At 74.8% G+C, this 19,221-nt stretch carries 15 protein-coding genes and 2 pseudogenes; 1 reads left to right on the forward strand and 16 read right to left on the reverse strand.

From position 1 onward, the window contains the following. Positions 1-104 precede the first annotated feature (104 nt). Both ABZ920_RS24230 and ABZ920_RS24235 read right to left on the reverse strand, forming a co-directional pair. The gene (locus ABZ920_RS24230; protein WP_361508680.1) at positions 105-2,396 is read right to left on the reverse strand and encodes a bifunctional salicylyl-CoA 5-hydroxylase/oxidoreductase; all 2,292 of its coding nucleotides are present in this window, start codon (positions 2,394-2,396) and stop codon (positions 105-107) included. 256 nt (positions 2,397-2,652) lie between these two features. Continuing rightward, positions 2,653-3,480, reverse strand: a complete 828-nt coding sequence (locus ABZ920_RS24235) for an enoyl-CoA hydratase family protein (protein ID WP_361508636.1) — start codon at positions 3,478-3,480, stop codon at positions 2,653-2,655. A 296-nt stretch (positions 3,481-3,776) separates the two neighbouring features. On the opposite strand from ABZ920_RS24235, the gene ABZ920_RS24240 reads away from it, so the two are divergent. Further along, positions 3,777-4,313 carry an ATP-binding protein gene (locus tag ABZ920_RS24240; RefSeq protein ID WP_361508639.1) on the forward strand — a complete coding sequence of 179 codons (537 nt, stop codon included), beginning with the start codon at positions 3,777-3,779 and terminating at the stop codon, positions 4,311-4,313. Here the strand turns inward: ABZ920_RS24240 and ABZ920_RS24245 are convergent. The 14 genes and pseudogenes from ABZ920_RS24245 to ABZ920_RS24310 all read right to left on the reverse strand — a co-directional run. After that, positions 4,273-5,739: an amino acid permease gene (locus tag ABZ920_RS24245; protein WP_361508641.1), complete on the reverse strand. Its 1,467-nt coding sequence runs from the start codon at positions 5,737-5,739 to the stop codon at positions 4,273-4,275. The genes ABZ920_RS24240 and ABZ920_RS24245 overlap by 41 nt on opposite strands. A 174-nt stretch (positions 5,740-5,913) precedes the next feature. Then, positions 5,914-6,921 (reverse strand): ornithine carbamoyltransferase, encoded by a 1,008-nt coding sequence (gene argF, locus ABZ920_RS24250; RefSeq protein WP_361508644.1) that lies wholly within the window; start codon positions 6,919-6,921, stop codon positions 5,914-5,916. A gap of 197 nt (positions 6,922-7,118) precedes the next feature. Beyond that, entirely contained in the window at positions 7,119-8,348 is a 1,230-nt protein-coding gene (locus tag ABZ920_RS24255; RefSeq protein ID WP_361508647.1) for an arginine deiminase, read from the reverse strand. Between the two features lie 394 nt (positions 8,349-8,742). Then, the gene (locus ABZ920_RS24260) at positions 8,743-11,334 is read right to left on the reverse strand and encodes a polynucleotide kinase-phosphatase (RefSeq protein WP_361508650.1); all 2,592 of its coding nucleotides are present in this window, start codon (positions 11,332-11,334) and stop codon (positions 8,743-8,745) included. Next, complete coding sequence (locus ABZ920_RS24265) at positions 11,331-12,791, reverse strand: 3' terminal RNA ribose 2'-O-methyltransferase Hen1 (protein WP_361508652.1); 1,461 nt, start codon at positions 12,789-12,791, stop codon at positions 11,331-11,333. Before ABZ920_RS24265 ends, ABZ920_RS24260 begins: the two co-directional genes overlap by 4 nt. A gap of 388 nt (positions 12,792-13,179) precedes the next feature. Beyond that, positions 13,180-13,524: pseudogene (locus ABZ920_RS24270) on the reverse strand (LLM class F420-dependent oxidoreductase); the annotation flags it as partial. Positions 13,525-13,583: 59 nt separating this feature from the next. Next, positions 13,584-14,054, reverse strand: coding sequence for a DUF6099 family protein (locus tag ABZ920_RS24275; RefSeq protein WP_361508683.1), 471 nt, complete (start codon positions 14,052-14,054; stop codon positions 13,584-13,586). 184 nt (positions 14,055-14,238) lie between these two features. Next, a complete protein-coding gene (locus ABZ920_RS24280; RefSeq protein WP_361508655.1) occupies positions 14,239-14,589 on the reverse strand; it encodes a nucleotide pyrophosphohydrolase in 351 nt (116 codons plus the stop codon). Next, positions 14,586-15,797, reverse strand: coding sequence for an ATP-binding protein (locus tag ABZ920_RS24285; RefSeq protein ID WP_361508658.1), 1,212 nt, complete (start codon positions 15,795-15,797; stop codon positions 14,586-14,588). The genes ABZ920_RS24280 and ABZ920_RS24285 overlap by 4 nt, the downstream gene beginning before the upstream one ends. Positions 15,798-15,955: 158 nt before the next feature. Continuing rightward, the gene (locus tag ABZ920_RS24290) at positions 15,956-16,345 is read right to left on the reverse strand and encodes a cell division protein SepF (RefSeq protein WP_361508661.1); all 390 of its coding nucleotides are present in this window, start codon (positions 16,343-16,345) and stop codon (positions 15,956-15,958) included. 196 nt (positions 16,346-16,541) lie between these two features. Beyond that, the gene (locus tag ABZ920_RS24295; protein ID WP_361508664.1) at positions 16,542-17,411 is read right to left on the reverse strand and encodes a glutathione S-transferase C-terminal domain-containing protein; all 870 of its coding nucleotides are present in this window, start codon (positions 17,409-17,411) and stop codon (positions 16,542-16,544) included. A gap of 132 nt (positions 17,412-17,543) precedes the next feature. Beyond that, positions 17,544-17,696 (reverse strand): hypothetical protein, encoded by a 153-nt coding sequence (locus ABZ920_RS24300; RefSeq protein WP_361508667.1) that lies wholly within the window; start codon positions 17,694-17,696, stop codon positions 17,544-17,546. Between the two features lie 162 nt (positions 17,697-17,858). Next, positions 17,859-18,926, reverse strand: coding sequence for an LLM class flavin-dependent oxidoreductase (locus tag ABZ920_RS24305; protein ID WP_361508669.1), 1,068 nt, complete (start codon positions 18,924-18,926; stop codon positions 17,859-17,861). After that, positions 18,923-19,221: pseudogene (locus tag ABZ920_RS24310) on the reverse strand (hypothetical protein); the annotation flags it as partial. The gene ABZ920_RS24305 and the pseudogene ABZ920_RS24310, both read right to left, overlap by 4 nt.

A 19,221-nucleotide genomic window follows, 5' to 3' on the forward strand; every position in this document is an offset into this window, starting at 1 on the left:
GCAGTCGGCAGTCGGCAGTCGGCAGTCGGCAGTCGGCAGTCGGCAGTCGGCAGTCGGCAGTCGGCAGTCGGCAGTCGGCAGTCGGCAGTCGGCAGTCGGCAGTGTCAACGCTCCGGTGCCGGCCGCGGTTGCGGGGTGTCCGCGCGGCCCGTCCGCGGGGGCCGGCTGCCCGCCCGGTAGGGCGCCGGCCAGACGGCTCCGGGGCCGTCGTAGCCCTGCTCGGCGGCGGCGTGCAAGGTCCAGTGCGGGTCGTACAGATGGGGCCGGGCCAGGGCGCACAGGTCCGTACGCCCGGCGAGCACCAGGGAGTTGACGTCGTCCCAGGAGGAGATCGCACCGACGGCGATCACCGGGACGCCGACCTCGTGCCGGATGCGGTCCGCGTACGGCACCTGGTACGACCGCCCGAACTCCGGCCGCTCGTCGGCGACCACCTGCCCGGTCGAGACGTCGATCGCGTCGGCGCCGTGGGCCGCGAAGGCGCGGGCCATCCCGACCGCGTCCTCGGCGGTCGTCCCGCCGTCGGCCCAGTCGGTCGCCGAGACGCGCACGGTCATGGGCCGTTCCTCCGGCCACACCCGCCGGACGGCGTCGAAGACCTCCAGCGGGAAGCGCAGCCGGCTCCGCAGTGAGCCGCCGTAGGCGTCGGTGCGCCGGTTGGTCAGCGGGGACAGGAAGCCGGAGAGCAGGTAGCCGTGGGCGCAGTGCAGTTCCAGCAGGTCGAAACCGGCGCGGGCGGCCCGCCAGGCGGCGGCGGTGAACTGCTCGCGGACATCGGTGAGCTGGGCACGGGTCAGCTCGCGTGGGATCTGGCTGCGCGGACCGTACGGCAGCGGTGAGGCGGCGACGAGCGGCCAGTTGCCCTCGTCGAGCGGTTCGTCGATGCCCTCCCACATCAGCCGGGTGGAGCCCTTGCGCCCGCTGTGGCCGAGCTGCACGCCGATCGCGGTGCCGGGCGCCTGCCGGTGCACGAAGTCGGTGATCCGCCGCCACGCCTCGCCCTGCCGGCCCGTCCACAGACCGGCACAGCCGGGAGTGATCCGGCCCTCGGGGCTGACGCACACCATCTCGGTCATCACCAGGCCGGCGCCCCCGAGCGCGCGGGCGCCCAGATGGACGAGGTGGAAGTCGCCGGGGACGCCGTCCACGGCCGAGTACATGTCCATCGGGGAAACGACGACCCGGTTGCGCAGGGTCAGTCCGCGCAGCCGGAACGGCGTGAACATCGGGGGTGTGCCGGGCGGGCAGCCGAAGTCGCGCTCGACGGCCTCGGTGAAGTGCGGGTCGCGCAGGCGCAGGTTGCCGTGGGTGACGCGGCGGCTGCGGGTGAGCAGGCCGAAGGCGAACTGACGGGGCGGCCGGCCGACGTGGAGGTCCAGGTCCTCGAACCACTCCAGGCTGGCGCGGGCGGCCCGCTGGGTGGAGGCGACGACCGGCTTGCGCTCCTCCTCGTAGGCGGCCAGGGCGCGGGAGGTCGACGGCTGTTCGCGCAGGCACGCGGCGAGGGCGAGGGCGTCCTCGACGGCGAGCTTGGTGCCGGAGCCGATGGAGAAGTGGGCGGTGTGGGCGGCGTCGCCCAGCAGGACGACGTTGCCGTGCGACCAGCGCTCGGTGACCACCGTGCGGAAGGTGGTCCAAGCGGACCGGTTGGAGCGCAGCGGCCGGCCGCCGAGCGTCTCGGCGAAGATCTTGCCGCAGCGCTCGGCCGACTCGCGCTCGTCGAGGTCCGCGAAGCCGGCCGCCCGCCACACCTCCTCGCGCATCTCGACGATCACGGTCGAGGCGCCGTCGGGGTGGCGGCCGGGGGCGGGGCGGGCGAACGGGTAGCCGTGCAGTTGCATCACGCCGTGCTCGGTCTCGGCGATGTCGAAGCGGAAGGCGTCGAAGACCATGTCGGCGGCGAGCCAGACGTAGCGGCAGCGGTGGGCCGTCACCCGCGGCCGGAAGACGCCGGCCAGGGCCGCGCGGGTGGCGCTGTGCACGCCGTCGGCGGCGACGACCAGGTCGTGGGTCCGCCGGAGGGTGGCGAGGTCCGGGGCCTCGGTGCGGAACCGCAGCCCGACGCCGAGCGAGCGGCAGCGCTCGTGCAGGATCTCCAGGAGCCGGTGCCGGCCGAGGGCGGCGAAGCCGTGACCGCCGGAGACGTGCCGCACGCCCCGGTGCACGACGTGGATGTCCTCCCAGCGCACGAACTCCTCCCGCAGCGCCCGGAACACCACCGGGTCGGCGTGCTCGATCCCGCCTAGGGTCTCGTCGGAGAGCACCACGCCGAAGCCGAAGGTGTCGTCGGGCGCGTTGCGCTCCCAGACGGTGACCTCGCGGGCGGCGTCCTGCCGCTTGAGCAGCGCGGCGGCGTACAGACCGCCGGGACCGCCGCCGATCACGGCGACGCGCAGCGGGCGCCCACCGGGCGACGGCCCGCCGCGGGTTCCGTTGCGGCGGGGCCGCGGATCGCCGGCCCCCGCCGACGGGCCGTCCACGGCCTCCGGCGGCCGGCCGCTACTGCCGGGCCTCAGGCCGTCGCCGGACAGCGGGCCGTCGCCACCGGGCCGCAGGCCGCCGCCGGGCAGCGGGCAGCCGCCGCGCCGCAGGCCGTCCTCGCCGGGCAGTGGGCCGCTGCCGGCGGGTGGCCGGGTGCGGGGCACGGGGCGCTCACCTCCCCCGCCACTTCGGCGCCCGCTTCTCGGTGAAGGCGGCGTGGAACTCGGCGTAGTCCGCGCCGTTCATCAGCAGGGCCTGGGTGGAGGCGTCCAGTTCCACCGCGGCGGACAGCGGCATGTCCAGTTCGGCGGTGAGCAGCGCCTTGGTCTGGGCGTGGGCGAGGGCCGGGCCGTCGGCCAGGCGGCGGGCCAGCGCCCGGGCGGCCTCGTCGGCCTGCCCCTCGGCGGTCAGCTCGCTGATCAGGCCGATCCGCTCGGCCTCCGCCGCGCGGACCGGCTCGCCGAGCATGAGCAGCCGGGTGGCGTGTCCGAGGCCCACGACGCGGGGCAGCAGATAGGCCGCGCCCATGTCGCCGCCGGACAGGCCGACCCGGGTGAAGAGGAAGGCGAAGCGGGCGGTGGGGTCGGCGACGCGGAAGTCCGCCGCCAGGGCGAGGACCGCCCCGGCGCCCGCGGCGACGCCGTGCACGGCCGCGACCACCGGGAAGGGGCACTCGCGCACGGCCCGCACGACCTGGCCGGTCATCCGGTTGAAGTCGAGGAGCTGCGCGGTGTCCAGGGCGAGGGTGGCGCCGATGATCTCGTCGACGTCGCCGCCCGAGCAGAACCCGCGCCCCCGGCCGGCCAGCACCAGCGCGCGGACCGACCGCTCGCGGGACAGCTCGGCGAGCAGGTCGCGCAGGTCGGCGTACGCGCCGAAGGTGAGCGCGTTCAGCCGGTCGGGGCGGGTGAGGGTGACGGTGGCGACGCCGTCGGCGAGCTCCAGGCGCAGGTGCCGCCAGTGCGAGGTGGGGGTGGCGGAGCCGGTGAAGGGACTCATGACGTGCGGCCTCCTCGGGGGACTGCCTCGCTGAGCTCTGCCTCCCGAAGTTATCACCGGTTCCTGACCGTCGTCACGAGGGCGCGATAAGGAGGATCGGCAACTCGGGCGGCCCCCGCGCGTCACAACGTCACGGCATGTCGACAGGCCCGTAACGAGCGCGGCCTGCGCGCGGGACGGCGCGCGCGCCTGGGTACGCCGCTGGACGACGGGGCCGACGGCGCCGCACGGACCCCCCGGGAGCCCGGCTTCCGGGGCGCCCGTACCATTCCGAGAGGTTGAAAGCAGGACAGCCGATGACGATCACGGGAGCGTCCTGTGCCATGAACGGACTCGCCTTGCCCGAACGCCCCTCCACCCAGCCGTTCCCCGACGACCACGCGTCGCCGGGGCAGTACGTGCCGCCCTGCGCGCCGCCCGCCTCCTGGCGGGTCGCGCTGCCGCACACGGCCGCCGCCGTGCCGGTGGCCCGGGCGCTGGTGCGCAGGGCGCTGAGCGAGCTGCGGCACACGGCGGACAGCGACACGGCGGAGCTGCTCACGGCCGAGCTGGTGGCGAACGCGGTGGAGCACACCGCGGGCCGGGGCCCGATCGAGCTGGTGGTGGAGCTGCTCCCGGGCGGCTGCCAGGTCGAGGTGCACGATCCGGACCCGGCGCCGCCCGGCGACCTCACCCGCCCGGGCCTGACGGCGCCCGACCCCTGGGAGGAGGGCGGGCGCGGGCTGCTGCTGATCCGCGCCCTCAGCTCCTCCTGCGGGCACCGCCCGACCGGCTCGGGCAAGGCGGTCTGGTTCAGGCTTCCTGCCGCACCGCGTCCGCTCCCCCGGGTGTGATCCCTTCGGTGGCGGCGAGCCGGGAGTGGCGGCGGCCGTAGCCGGCGTAGACGAGGACCCCGGCCATCAGGAAGGCGGCGAACTGGATCCAGGCCGTCGCGCCGGTCTCGTACATCAGGTACAGGCAGAAGGCGACACCGAGCAGCGGAACGACCGGGTACAGCGGCACGCGGAAGCCGCGGGCGAGGCCCGGCTCGCGGCGGCGCAGCGCGATCACGGCGATGTTGACGACGACCATGGTGGCGAGCGTGCCGATGGTGCACAGGTCGACCACGGAGTCCAGCGACGCGAACGCCGCGGGGAGCGCGAAGACGATCGCGACGATCAGGGTGCCGGCGACGGGGGTGGCCGTCCGCGGCGAGACCTTCTCGAAGACGCGCGGGACGAGCCCGTCGCGGGACATCGACATCAGGATGCGGGTCTGGCCGTACATCACGGCGAGCACCACCGAGGCGATGGCGACGACCGCGCCGAAGGCGATCACCGCGCCGCCGGCCGAGGAGCCGGTGACCTTGCTGACGACGTAGGCGAGCGCGGCGGGGCGCCCGCCGACCTGGTCGCCGCCGATGGCGCCGATCGCCGCGAGCGCGACCGCGCAGTACAGCAGGGTGACCACGCCGATGCAGACGAGGATCGCGACGGGGATGTCCCGGCGCGGGTTCTTGGCCTCCTCGCCGGCCGTGGTGATGGCGTCGAAGCCGATGTAGGAGAAGAAGGCGGCCGTGGTGCCCGCGCCGATGCCGCCGAGGCCGGCCGGCGAGAACGGGGTGAGGTGGCCGTCCTGGAAGGCGGTGAAGCCGACGGCGCAGAACGCGACGAGGACGGCGAGCTTCAGCACGGCCATCGCGGCCGTCGCCCGGGCGCTCTCGCGCACGCCGCGCACCAGGAGCACGCAGGCCATGGCGATGACGATCACCGCGGGCAGGTTGACCACGCCGCCGTCGCCCGGCCCGGCGGACAGGGCCGCCGGCAGCTGCCACCCGGTGAGGGTGTGCAGCAGTTCGTTGACGTACTGGCTCCAGCCGACGGCGACGGCCGAGACGGACACGCCGTACTCCAGCAGCAGGCACCAGCCGACCAGGAAGGCGGTGGACTCGCCGAGCCCCGCGTAGGCGAAGGAGTAGGACGAGCCGGAGACCGGGATCGCACCGCCCAGCTCGGCGAACGAGAAGGCGGTGAAGACGCAGGTGATCGCGGCCAGCAAGAAGGAGACGACGACGGCGGGACCGGCCTGGACGACCGAGTCGGACAGGCCGACGAAGATACCGGTGCCGACGATCGCGCCCACGCCGAAGCAGACGAGCTGGAAGAGGCCCATCGTGCGCTTGAGGCCGTGGCCCTCGCGGTCGGCGCCGGACTCGGCGACGAGGAGGGCGGGGGACTTGATCCGGGGCGTGAGGCGGTGGGGGGTGCCGGGAGCGGGCATGAGGGGTGGTGCTCGTTTCTGGTGGTGCGGGTACGACCGTGGGGTGTCCCCCTGCCATGGCCCTCCCCGCTCGGGCGGAGCCGGGAGCGGAGGGGAGCCGGGCTCGGGAGGGGTCGCGCGGCGGAGCGGAGGGGGTGGTTCCGCGCCGCCGGTCAGGATAAGCCCTGGCGCGGCTCAGGCGAGCGTGGCGACCAGGACGGCCTTGATGGTGTGCAGGCGGTTCTCGGCCTCGTCGAAGACGACCGAGTGGGCGGACTCGAAGACCTCGTCCGTCACCTCGAGGTGGTCCAGGCCGTGGCGCTCGTGGATCTCGCGTCCGACCTCGGTGCCGAGGTCGTGGAAGGCGGGCAGGCAGTGCAGGAACTTCACGTCCGGGTTGCCGGTGGCGCGCAGGACGTCCATCGTCACGGCGTAGGGGGCGAGGGCGGCGATGCGCTCGTCCCAGACCGCCTTGGGCTCCCCCATCGACACCCAGACGTCGGTGGCGACGAAGTCGACGCCCGCGACGCCCTCGGCGACGTCCTCGGTGAGGGTGATCCGGGCGCCGCTGGACGAGGCGAGCTCCTGGGCCCGGTCGACGACGTCCTGGGCGGGCCAGTACGCCTTCGGTGCGACGACGCGCACGTCCATGCCGAGCAGGGCGCCGGTGACCAGGTAGGAGTTGCCCATGTTGAAGCGGGCGTCGCCGAGGTAGGCGAAGCCGATCTCCTTGGGCGCTCTGCCGCTGTGCTCGGTCATGGTGAGCACGTCGGCGAGCATCTGGGTGGGGTGCCAGTCGTCGGTGAGCCCGTTGTAGACGGGGACGCCGGCGTGGGCGGCCAGCTCCTCGACGGCGGCCTGGCTGTCGCCCCGGTACTCGATCGCGTCGAACATCCGGCCGAGGACGCGGGCGGTGTCCTTCACGGACTCCTTGTGCCCGATCTGCGAGCCGGACGGGTCGAGGTACGTCGTCGAGGCGCCCTGGTCGGCGGCGGCGACCTCGAACGCGCAGCGGGTGCGCGTCGAGGTCTTCTCGAAGATCAGCGCGATGTTCCTGCCCCGCAGGAAGGGGGTCTCCGTCCCGGCCTTCTTGGCGGCCTTCAGCTCCGCGGCCAGCTCGATCAGGCCGCGGAACTCCTCCTCGGAGAAGTCCAGCTCCTTCAGGAAGTGGCGGCCGGCGAGGGCGGTCGGGACAGTCGCCATGGGGGCGCTCCAACGGGTGAGGGACAGGAACCTGTGGAATTCTATACGACTCTCGGCATTTCTATGCGAGAACCCCGGACCCCGCCGTCACGGGCCCTCGCCGTCCCGGGTCCCGTCGTCACGGCGCCTCGTCGTCACGGCGGCTCGGTGCCGCGACGCCCCCGGCACCCCGGCGCCCGTCGCGCCGGCCTCCCCTCTCACATCCGGACCGGATCCCGCTCGACAGGACAGCTCATGCAGCGCGGGCCGCCCCGGCCCCGCCCCAGCTCGCTGCCCGGGATCTCGATCACCTCGATGCCCTGCTTGCGCAGATGCGTGTTCGTGGTGGAGTTCCGCTCGTAGGCGACGACGACGCCGGGTTCGACGGCGAGGACGTTGCACCCGTCGTCCCACTGCTCGCGCTCGGCCGCGTGCACGTCCTGCGTCGCGGTCAGGACCCGGATCTCGCTCAGCCCCAGCGCGGCCGCGATCGCGCGGTGCATGTGCTCCGGCGGGTGGTCGGTGACCTTCAGCTCCTTCTCGACGGCACCCGGCTCGATCGTGTACGAGCGGAGCATGCCGAGCCCCGCGTACTGGGTGAACGCGTCGCCGTCGACCATGGTCATCACGGTGTCGAGGTGCATGAAGGCCCGCCGCTTTGGCATGTCGAGCGCGACGATGGTCCGGGCCGACCCGGCGGCGAACAGCCGCTGCGCGAGCATCTCCACCGCCTGGGGCGTCGTCCGCTCGCTCATGCCGATCAGCACGGCTCCGTTGCCGATCACGAGCACGTCCCCGCCCTCGATGGTGGAGGGGAAGTCGGCCTGCCCCTCGGACCACACGTGGAAGGCCTCACCGCCGAACAGCGGGTGATGGCGGTAGATCGCCTCGAAGTGCACGGTTTCGCGCTGCCGGGCCGGCCAGCGCATCGCGTTGATGGAGACGCCGTCGTAGATCCAGGCGGAGGTGTCGCGGGTGAAGAGGTGGTTCGGCAGCGGGTCGAGCAGGAAGTCGTCGAGGTCCATGGCGTGGAACCGCACGGAGGTCGGCTCCGCGTTCGCCTCGAGGAACTCGCGCTTGGTCATGCCGCCGACCAGGGCCTCGGCGAGTTCGGGGGCGGGCAGCGTCTCGAACGCGGCCCGCAGATCGTCGGTCGCGAGTGGCCCGTACACCTTCTCGTCGAAGACGCGGTCCAGGACGAGTGAGCGGGCGGCCGGGATCTCCATCGCCTCGGTCAGCAGGTCGCCGAAGAGGTGCACGGCCACGCCGCGGTCGCTCAGCACGTCGGCGAACCCGTCGTGCTCGGCGCGGGCCCGGCGCACCCAGAGCACGTCGTCGAACAGGAGCGCGTCCTTGTTGCTGGGGGTGAGCCTCTTGAGCTCCAGATCCGGCCGGTGCAGGATGACGCGGCGCAGCCGCCCGGCCTCGGAGTCGACATGGAATGCCATGTCTTCATCCTGACCGCAGGCACCGGGGTTCACCCCCGGCTCGGCGGTTTCGGCCCCCTGTCGTTCTCGTCACCCCGACGGCCGACGGGCCGACCGCCTGCCGCCCCGCCGCCACGACCGCCGTGCCCGACGCCCCGGGCACGACTGCAGGAGGCGAGGCGGGCGCCGTGCTGCCGCCGGCGGGGCGCCTGCTCGCCTTTGGCGACGGGCCCCATCGGTGCCCGCCCGGGACCGGCCGCCCGCCCGGGATCAGGACCCGTAGGGGGACGGAGCCGGGGGCCCGTCAGGGCCCGGGGGCCCGTCAGGGCCCGGGGGCCCGTCAGGGCCCGGGGGCCCGTCAGGGCCCGGGGGCCCGTCAGGGCCCGGGGCCGCCGGGCCGCGTCGGGCACGTCGGCTACAGACGCGGGTCCACCGGCTCCGACTCCAGCGCCAGCACCCCGAAGACCGCCTCGTGCACCCGCCACAGCGGCTCGCCGCCGGCCAGGCGGTCGAGCGCCTCCAGGCCGAGGGCGTACTCGCGGACGGCCAGGGAGCGCTTGTGGTTCAGGAAGCGCCGGCGCAGGCGGGCCAGGTTGTCCGGGCGGGTGTACTCGGGACCGTAGACGATCCGCAGGTACTCCCGGCCCCGGCACTTCAGGCCCGGCTGGACCAGGCGGCCCGCCCCGGTGCGGGCCAGGGCGCCGAGCGGCTTGACGACCATGCCCTCACCGCCGCGGCCGGTCATCTCCAGCCACCAGTCGACGCCCGCCTGGACCGACTCGGGGTCGCCCGTGTCGACGTACAGGCGCCTGGTGGTCTGCAGCAGGCCGCTGCCGTCGTGCTCCACCAGGCGGTCGAGCAGGGCGAGCTGCTCGTCGTGGGGCAGGGTGGCCAGGCTGCGTCCCGGGGCGGCGAGGATCTGGAACGGCGCCAGACGGACGCCCTCCAGTCCCTCGGTCGGCCAGCAGTAGCGGCGGTAGGCCGCCGTGAACGCGGCGGCGTCCGCGGCCCGGCCGCGCTGGCGGGCCAGCAGGCCGGCCACGTCCACACCCCGCGCGGCCGCGCCCTCCAGGGCGTCCAGCGCGCCCGGGAACACCGCCGACGAGGCGGCGCCCACCGCCGCGTACTGCGTGCGCAGCAGGCCGGACGCCTTCAGCGACCAGGGCATCAGCTCGGCGTCGAGCAACAGCCAGTCGCCCGTGCCGGACGCACCGCCGGACGTGGCGCCGGACGCGGCGAGCTCGTCCCACAGGCCGGCCTCGGTGATCGCCGTGCGCAGGCGCGCGAGGATCTCCTCGGTGACGGCCGGGTCGTCGAAGAACGGGCGGCCGGTGCGGGTGTACAGCGAGCCCGTGACGCCCTCCACCCCGAACCGCCGGCTCGCCGCCTCCGCGTCCCGGCACACCAGGGCCACCGCCCGCGAACCCATGTGCTTCTCCTCGCACACGACCCGCTCGACGCCGTCCTCGCGGTACTGCTCGAACGCCTCCACCGGGTGCTCCAGGAAGCCCTCCACCCGCGAGGTCGCCGTCGGGGCCGTCGTGGGCGGCAGGTACGGCAGCAGCCGCGGGTCCACCGCGAAGCGGCTCATGACCTCCAGGGCCGCCGCCGCGTTCTCCTCGCGCACCGCGACCCGGCCCGCGTGGCGGGTCTCCACCGCCCTGCGGCCGTGCACGTCACCGAGGTCCAGCGGACGCCCGTCGTGGCCGCCGGGGGCCTCCGTGCGCAGCGGCCTGGCCGGCTCGTACCAGACCCGCTCGGCCGGTACGTCGACGAGCTCCCGCTCCGGCCAGCGCAGCGCGGTGAGCCGGCCGCCGAACACGGCGCCCGTGTCCAGGCAGATGGTGTTGTTGAGCCAGGTGGCCTCCGGGACCGGGGTGTGGCCGTAGACCACGGCCGCCCGGCCCCGGTAGTCCTCCGCCCACGGGTAGCGCACCGGCAGACCGAACTCGTCGGTCTCGCCCGTGGTGTCGCCGTACAGCGCGTGGGCGCGCACCCGGCCGGAGGTGCGGCCGTGGTACCGCTCCGGCAGACCGGCGTGGCAGACGACCAGCCGGCCGCCGTCGAGGACGTAGTGGCTGACCAGCCCGTCGACGAACCGCCGCACCCGCTGCGTGAACTCCTCGCTCTCACCCGCCATCTGCGCGACGGTCTCGGCCAGGCCGTGGGTGAGCCGCACGGTGCGGCCCTTCAGATGGCGCCCGTACTTGTGCTCGTGGTTGCCCGCCACGCACAGCGCGTCGCCGGACTCGGCCATCGACATCACCCGCCGCAGCACCCCCGGGGTGTCCGGGCCGCGGTCGACCAGGTCGCCGACGAACACGGCCGTGCGGCCGTCGGGGTGCCGGCCGTCGACGTAGCCCAGCTTGCCGAGCAGCGCCTTCAGTTCGGCGGAGCAGCCGTGCACGTCGCCGATGACGTCGAAGGGCCCGGTGAGGTGGGTCAGGTCGTTGAAGCGCCTCTCGGTGACGACCGTGGCGTTCTCCGCCTCCTCCACTCCGCGCAGGACGTGCACCGTGCGGAAGCCCTCGCGCTCCAGCCGCCGCAGGGAGCGGCGCAGTTCGCGGACGTGGCGCTGGACGACCCGGCGCGGCATGTCCGCCCGGTCGGTGCGGGCCGCGTTGCGGGCGGCGCACACCTCCTCCGGCACGTCCAGCACGATCGCGACGGGCAGCACGTCGTGCTGCCGGGCCAGGGCGATCAGCCGGCGGCGGGCGTCGTCCTGCACGTTGGTGGCGTCGACGACGGTGCGGCGGCCCGCGGCGAGCCGCTTGCCCGCGATGTAGTGCAGGACGTCGAAGGCGTCGCCGGTGGCGCTCTGGTCGTTCTCGTCGTCGCTGACCAGGCCGCGGCAGAAGTCGGAGGAGATGACCTCGGTGGGCTTGAAGTGCCTGCGGGCGAAGGTGGACTTGCCCGAGCCGGACGCGCCGACGAGGACCACGAGGGAGAGGTCGGTGACGGCAAGGGTGCGTGCCGCCGCCGTCCGCGGTTCGGGGGTGCCGGTCATGCCGCCGCCTCCTTCCTGGTGCCGAGGGTGAACAGGGCCAGCTGCGTGGGCGGCCCCACCTCGGGGTCGTCCGGCCCGACGGGGCGGAACTCCACGGTGTAGCCGTGCCGTGCGGCGACCTGGTCCGCCCAGCCGCGGAACTCCTCGCGCGTCCACTCGAACCGGTGATCGCCGTGCCGGAGGTGCCCGGCGGGCAGGGTCTCCCAGCGGACGTTGTACTCGGCGTTGGGGGTGGTCACGAGGACCGTGCGCGGGCGGGCCGCGCCGAACACCGCGTACTCCAGGGCGGGCAGGCGCGGCAGGTCGAGGTGCTCGATCACCTCGCTGAGCACGGCGGCGTCGTAGCCCTTGAGCCGCTTGTCGGTGTAGGTGAGCGAGCCCTGCAGCAGCGTGACCCGCGCGGCCTGCCGCTCCCCCATCCGCTCGAGGCCCAGGCGGCGGGAGGCGATGGCCAGTGCCCGCATCGACACGTCGACGCCGACGATCTCCGTGTACCGGGGGTCCTTCAGCAGCGCCTGGACCAACTGGCCCTGCCCGCAGCCGAGGTCGAGGACGCGGGCGGCGGCGGACTCGGCCAGGGCGGTGAGGACGGCGTCCCGCCGCCGCACGGCGAGCGGGGCCGGCTTCTCCTCCGCCTCCGCCTCCTCGGCCACGGCGTTGTCGATTTCCTCGACCTCGCTGTCGTCGGTCTCGGCCAGCCGGACCAGCTCCAGGCGCTCCCTGGCCTGCCGGGTGAGGGACCAGCGGCGCGCCAGGTAGCGGCTGGTGATCACGTTCTGCTCCGGGTGACCGGGCAGCCAGCCCTCGCCGGCCCGCAGCAGCTTGTCGACCTCGTCGGCGGTGACCCAGTAGTGCTTGGCGTCGTCGAGGACGGGGAGGAGGACGTACAGCTGGCGCAGCGCCTCGGCGAGCGTGAGGGACTCGGAGACGAGGACCAGACCGACGTACCGCGAGTCGCCCCACTCCGGGAACTCGGCGTCCAGCGGGACGGGTTCGGCGGTCACCCTCCAGCCGAGCGGCTCGAAGAGGCGCCGCACGAGCCCGGTGCCGCCGCGGGCCGGCAGCGCGGGTATCTCCACGCGCAACGGCAGGGGCCGGCCGGGCAGTTCGGGACGGGCCTTGCACACTCCCCGCATCGCGGTGGAGAACACGCTGCTGAGGGCCACGGCGAGCAGCGAGGAAGCCGCGTAGGGGCGGTCGTTGACGTACTGGGCGAGCGCCGCGTCGGGTGCTCCGCCGCGGCCCTTGTCCCGGCCGCGCCGGACCAGTGCCACCGCGTCGACCTCCAGCAGCAGCGCCGCCGTGCACCGCCGGGCGTCCGCCTCGGGGTAGAAGACGTGCGCGGTGCCGTACGAGGTCGAGAACGCCTGCGCCTTGCCGGGATGCTTGTGCAGCAGATGACCGAGGTCGGTCGCCGGGCGTTCGGGGGTGCCGGTGGTACCGATCGTCAGGAACATGCGGAGGGCCTCTCCGGCCGGGATGGACGACTGCGGTGCCGTGCAGGCGAAAAGCTCCCGAGGACGGTGATCCAGGGGGCACGGCAGGACGACGCCCTCACCTTGCCACGGTGTCCCGGACCGGCGCCTTCGCTTATTCGGCGGGCCGGTCCCGGACGGGACGGCGCGCGGCGGGCCGGGACCGGACGGGACGGCGCGCGGCGGGCCGGGACCGGACGGGACGGCGCGCGGCGGGCCGGGACCGGACGGGACGGCGCGCGGCGGGCCGGGACCGGACGGGACGGGCCGGACGCGGTGAATCGGCACGCACCGGGCCAGGTTGCGATCGGCGCGCGGGCCCGGCCCGGCGACGCGCGGCGCGGGCGGGCCCACGCCGCGAGCCGGCCCGTTACGGCAGCTGCCACTGCACCTGGGAGGAGATCAGCTCCAGGTGGTCCAGGTCGGTGAGGTCCAGGATCTGGAGGTAGAGGCGCCGGGACCCGGTCCCGGCGTAGCGGCCGGTCTTGTCGACGGCCTCGGCCGGGGAACCGGCCAGGCCGTCGGCCTTGAGCTCGTCGGCCTCGCGGCCGATCACGGCGGCCCGGCGGGCGACCTCGTGGTCGTCCTCGGCGGCGCAGACCACCAGGGCGTGGGAGTACGTCAGGTCGTCGGGGCGGCGGCCGGCCTCCTGTGCCGCGGCACGCACCCGGCCGAACTGGCGCTCGCTGTCCTCGACCGAGGCGAACGGGATGTTGGAGTTCGGGGCCTCGGCCGCGCCGGGCGGTCGCGGTGCCGAGGCGGCGTCGTGAACCGCTAGCCGGCCTCTCTCTCCGGCAGCGCCGCCTCCCGGGCCGCCAGTTTGCGCAGCATCTCCCGTACCCGGTCCCGCGACTCGTCCGCCGCGTCGATCGCCTCCATGCACTGCCAGTACGTGCCCTCGTCGTCCGCCGCGCTGGCGACGCCGACCAGGGCGATGCCGACCTCGCCGAGCAGGCCGCCGAGGCACAGCAGGGCCTGGCGCGCGTCGTCCAGTTCGGTGAGCTGGGCCGCGCGCAGGTCACCGGGCTCCAGGTCCGGCGCCTGAAGCACCCCGCAGCCGCGGCCCGCCAGCTCGGTCAGCCCCAGGGCCTCGCCGCGCAGCTCGGGAGGGCCCGAGACGGCCAGGCGGCTGCCGATCGCCTGGGCGAGGGACTGCGCCTGCCACACCTCCGCCAGGATGGTGGGGGCGTCGCCGCTCCCCGCCAGGGCACGCCTGCTCGCCAGGATGAGCCGCACCGCGTCCATGCGCTGCCCCCGTCTCTCCCGACGTGCTCTTCGCACGTCCGCCCGAACTCCCTTGTTCATTACCCAGCGTGAAGGCTCGTGAGACATAAAGCCAGAGCAAGACGGAAATCTGCGGACAACAAATCGGTTTCGGGCCGGTGAACGGATACGTTGAGTGATAGCGGAATTGATAACTCCGCTGCCGTCACGCGCCGGAGTCCCCGGGCAGCGGGAACCTCGACTCGTTCCGGGCGATCTTGGCCTCCAGGGCCGCCAGCGGGTCGACGCCGAGGACCTCGCAGAGCTGGAGCAGATAGGCGAGGACGTCCGCGACCTCGTCCCGCACCCGGTGCGCGGTCTCCGCGTCGGTCATGACGCGCGCCGACTGCTCGGGCGTCAGCCACTGGAAGATCTCCAGGAGTTCGGACGCCTCCACGCTCAGCGCGGCGGCCAGGTTCTTCGGGGTGTGGTACGGCTGCCACTTCCGCGCGGCCGCGAAATCGGCCAGCCGCCGCTGCAGCGCCGCCAGGTCCGCCGGCTCGGAGTCCTTCGTCACGGCACCAGGTGTACCACTTCCGCCCCGCACGCCCCGGGCGCCCCGGAGGCGTCGCCCACCGCCGCGGCCAGCCGGATGTGGCCGCGTGCGCACATCCGCCCCGCCAGGTCCAGCAGCGCGGCCCGCTGCCGCCGGTCCAGTCCCCGGTCGAACCCGTCGGCGAGCACCGTCAGGGTCTGCAGGGCGGCGGGCACCTCGCCGGCCGGGTCGACCTCCAGCACCCCCGGGCCGGTCAGCAGCACCAGCGCCAGGGCGGCGTACCGCAGTTCGCCGTCGCCGAGCCGCTCGAAGGCGGTGCGGGTCCCGTCCCCCCGGTCGAGCACCGCCCGCACCCGCCCGTCCGCGGCCGGTTCGGCCAGCACGTCGGCCACCGGCCCGGCGCATCCGGCGCGGACCGCCTCGACGAGCAGCGCGTGCCGCCGCCCGCACTCCGTGCGGGTGCGCCGCAGGACGTCGGCGAGGTTGTCGCATCCGGGCAGCAGCCGGCCGGTCCCGCGCGGCACGGGGGCGCGCATCCGGCCGGGCCGCGGATCGCAGGGGAACGCCGAGCGCAGCGCGACCACCATCTGCTCGGCGGCGGCGAGGACCCGGCGCTGCCCGTCGGTCTTCCCGGCCACCCGCAGCGGCAGCAGCGCCGTGCCGAGCCGGTCGTCGGGGAGCGGGGCACGGGTCACGGGCGCCGCGCCGCCCGTGTGCCAGGCGGCCTGGACGGCGTGACGCCCCGGGTCGCGCAGCGCCGTCTCCAGCAGGACCAGCCCGCCGGCGGTCAACCGCTCACCGGCGATGCGCAGTTCGGGCTCCGTCTGCACGGCGACGTCCAGCCGGACCGGGCCCTCCGGCCCGTCCGCCGTGCAGCCGATGCGGAAGCCCCGGCGGCGCTGGGCGTCGGACCGGGCCCGCTCCGGCACACACGCGACCGGATCCGGGAAGACCTCCGCGAGGTCGTCCCCGCCGCCGAGCCGCGCCAGCGCCTCGTACGCCCGCAGCGCGGTGGTCTTGCCGCTGCCGCTGGGCCCCGTGAAGAGGGTCAGCGGCGCGACCGGGAGGACGGCGCCGCGGTGGCCGGCGAAGGCGGAGAGCCGCAGTTCGGTGACCCGTGGCCGGTCCGGACGGTGCTCTCCCCGCCGTCCGTCCCCGGACGGGTACGGCTGCGGGGAGCACGGCGGGGACGGCGGCGGGGCGAGGGCGGACGTGGAGGGCACGGTCATGTCCGGACGGTAGGCCGCCCTCCGGGCAGCGAACCGTTCCGCCCGGTGACCTTCCCACGATCGGGGGACGGCCCGGCGCGGGACCGCGACCGCTCCCGCCCTCGGCCGGTCACGGGCAGGCCCCGCTCCGGCCCGGCCGGGTGCCGCTCGGGCCCCGGTCAGGCGCCGGGGACGGCCGCGTCCTCCATCAGTCCGCTCACCTCGGTGCCGGCCGGGGTCAGCAGGAACACGTTGCGGTCGACGCGGTGCATCCCGCTCGCCAGCCCGAAGACGACCCCGGTGCTGAAGTCCAGGACGCGCTTGGCGACCTCGCCCTCCGCGCCGGTGAGGTCCAGCAGGACCGGCACGCCCGCCATGAGGGTCTCGGCGACCTCGCGGGCGTCCGCGAAGACGTTGACCCTGAGCACGACGAAACGGCGGCGCAGCTCCGTCTCGGCGTCCGGGAGCGCGCGGTGGTTCACCGCGGACGGCCAGGTGTCGCGGCCCCGCAACGGGACGACCTGGGCGAGCCCCTCCCACTGTTCATCGGTGACGTCGTGGCTGTTCACCGGCTCCCCCCGCCCTGACTCGCACTCTTTGCTCGCACCCGTCAATTCTTACGCCAAGTCACCCGTTCGGCCCAACAGCGACACGGTGCGCACCGGCTTGTTCGAGGAGACGGGACCGGGTCGCCCGGATCGCCGGCGCGGGCGATCCGGGTGGTCCACGGTCACGAGGGGGCCCGGACGGCGGTGGCCCGTCAGGTCATTCGCCCTGCCGCACGGGTTCCCGTACCGCCGCTTCGGCCGTCCAGTCCAGGATGGGCACCGCCGCCCCGGCGGCCTCGCGCCCCCGGCAGTGGGCGTGGTGCCGCAGCACGATGCCGTCCAGGTCGAGCCGGGAGCCGAAGGCGGGGTGCTCCCGCAGGCGGCGCGCGTAGGACCACAGCCGCGGGTGGCCGGTGACGCGGTGCACCGCGGCGGCGTCGAGGTGCCAGCGGTGGACGGTGTCCAGTTGCACCAGGCTCACCCACAGGTGCACGTCCGCGAGGGTCAGCCGGTCGCCGAGGACGTACTCCTGCCAGGACAGCCGCCGTTCGACGGAGTCCAGTGCGCGCAGCAGGGTGTTCAGGGCCGCCTCGCGGGTCGCCCGGTCGGCGTCCGTCCGGCCGGCGCGCTGTGCGGCGGCGTCGATGTCCTTTTCGCACAGCCGCCTGACGTCCTCCACGGCGTCCCGGGCGCCGTGCGGGTACAGGTCGGCGCCGTGGTCGCCGAACCGCCGGGCCAGGTCGCCGATGATCTCGTGGGTGCACGTGCTGACGACGCGTCCGGTCCAGTCGTCGCTGAGGACCGGGCCCGCCGCCGGGCCGGGGTGCCGGTGGCAACTGGCCTCGTACAGCGGGCGCAGCGCCAGGTACCCGCCGTCGGGGGCGTCGGGCACGGCGGGCAGCAGGGTGACCGCGACGGTGTCGCCGAGGCCGAGCAGGCCGTGGGCGACGGCGATCTCGAGGCCGCGTGGACAGGACAGGGCGAGGTGGAGCCGGTAGCGGTGCGGCACGGCGGGGTAGCCGCTGCGGGCGTCACCGCCGATCCGCGCGCGGAAGGACTGGGCGGCCGTGGGCAACGGGGTGGGCATGCGTCTCCCTGGGGTGCTCGGTGGCGGGGTACGACGGCGGCACGCGACGGCGTCGGCGTGCGCGTCCGGGTACGGCGCGGGCTCGGGGAAGGCGACCGGTCCGCGGTGCGGAGCGGGGCGGGGGCGCTTCGGTCAGGCGCCGGTCGTGGCCGGGCCGTGAGCGCCCCGGCGGGGGCCTGCCGCGCTGCACACGCGCAGCAGGTCGATGTGGCGACGGGAGGTCAGCAGGGGCAGCGACCGGGGTGCGGGGACGTCCTCGCGGGACTCCGGCACCGTTCGGCCCATCGCTTCCCTACCTTTTCACTGGGTTTCCCACTCCGCAGTGTCGGACGGTCCCCGGGCCGCGTCAAGGGTCTGCGCACACACCGCCGCCCGGCGCGGGCCCGGGGTCGCGGGGTCCGCGCCGGGCGGTCGCCCGGGCCGGCCGTCGGGGGGACGGGCGCGGGGTCAGGGCTGCTGCCACAGGGTGGTGGGAGCCTCCCTGCGCACCACCGGGGCGATCTCCTCGGCGAACCGCCTGAGCTGGTCGATCTGCTCGGGGAGCGACAGGCCCGAGCCGTCGACGGTGACCGACTGCAGGTCGTGGCGGTACGCCTCGTGGAAGCCGAGGATCTTGTCGATGACCTGTTGCGGGCTGCCGATGAGGTGCGGCCCGTCGGCGACGGCCTCCTCGACGGTGCGGAAGGGGGTGTTGTAGCCGGGTCGGCCCTCCAGGTGCGGCTTGTACGCCTGCCGGACGCGGGCCTCGTAGTAGTCCTTGAACCGGGCGACCGCCTCCTGGGTGGTGTCCGCGAGGAACAGCCCGCCCGATCCGGCCCCGACGTGGGCGTCGCGCGGATCGTGCCCGTGCGCCTCGAAGCGTTCCCGGTAGTGCGCGACGAGCCGTGCGTAGGCCGCGCGGGGCTGGACGGCGTTGGCGCTGAACAGCGGATCGCCGTGCCTGGCCGCCAGTTCGGTGGAGTTCGGGCTGGTGGCCGAGCCGTGCCAGACGCGCGGCGGGCGGCCGCCGTAGGGCCGGGGCACGGTGGTGACGTCCGACAGGGGCGGGCGGAACCGGCCCCGCCAGGTGACCTTCTCCTCCCGCCAGAGCCTGCGCAGCAGTTCGTACTTCTCGGCCTGGTACTCCCACTGGAGGCGCTCGTCGAGGCCGAACAGGCCGAAGTGGCCCGCCTCCGCCCCCTTGCCGACGACGAGTTCGAGCCGTCCGCGGGAGAGCTGGTGCAGCGTGGCGTAGTCCTCGGCGACGCGCACCGGGTCCAGGACGGCCAGGACCGTGACACCGGTCAGCAGCCGGATGCGGGTCGTCCGGGCGGCCAGCGCCCCGAGCAGCACCGTGGGGCTGGACGACAGGAAGTCGCCGGCGTGGCGCTCGCCGACGGCGTAGGCGTCGAAGCCGAGTTCCTCGGCGGCCACCCCGGTCTCGACGACCTCGGCCAGCCGGTCGGCCGCCGGGCCGAGTTCGCCGGTCAGGGGATGCGGGGCGTGGCCGACGATGGTCAGCACCTGGAACCTCACGCGGCACCTCCGCAGCGCGCCGCGGGACGGCTCGGGCCGAGGTGGTCGCGGAGTGTGGCGCCCTCGTACCGGGTGCGCAGGACACCGCGTTCCTGGAGCAGCGGGACGACCCGGTCGACGAACTCGTCCAGCCCGCCGGGGGTGAGGAGGTGGAGTGGGCGGGGCATGTGACCTCGTGTCCTGTGCGGAGCCGGTGCGAGGGGCCGGGAGGCGGGAGGGGAAGGGAGCAGGCCGAACGGCGCGAACGGCTCCACCTGGCGCCTGACGGAGTACGGCAGCCAGGGCTCGACGACGC

This window comes from Streptomyces sp. NPDC046831 (assembly GCF_040645305.1).
Lineage (GTDB): Bacteria > Actinomycetota > Actinomycetes > Streptomycetales > Streptomycetaceae > Streptomyces.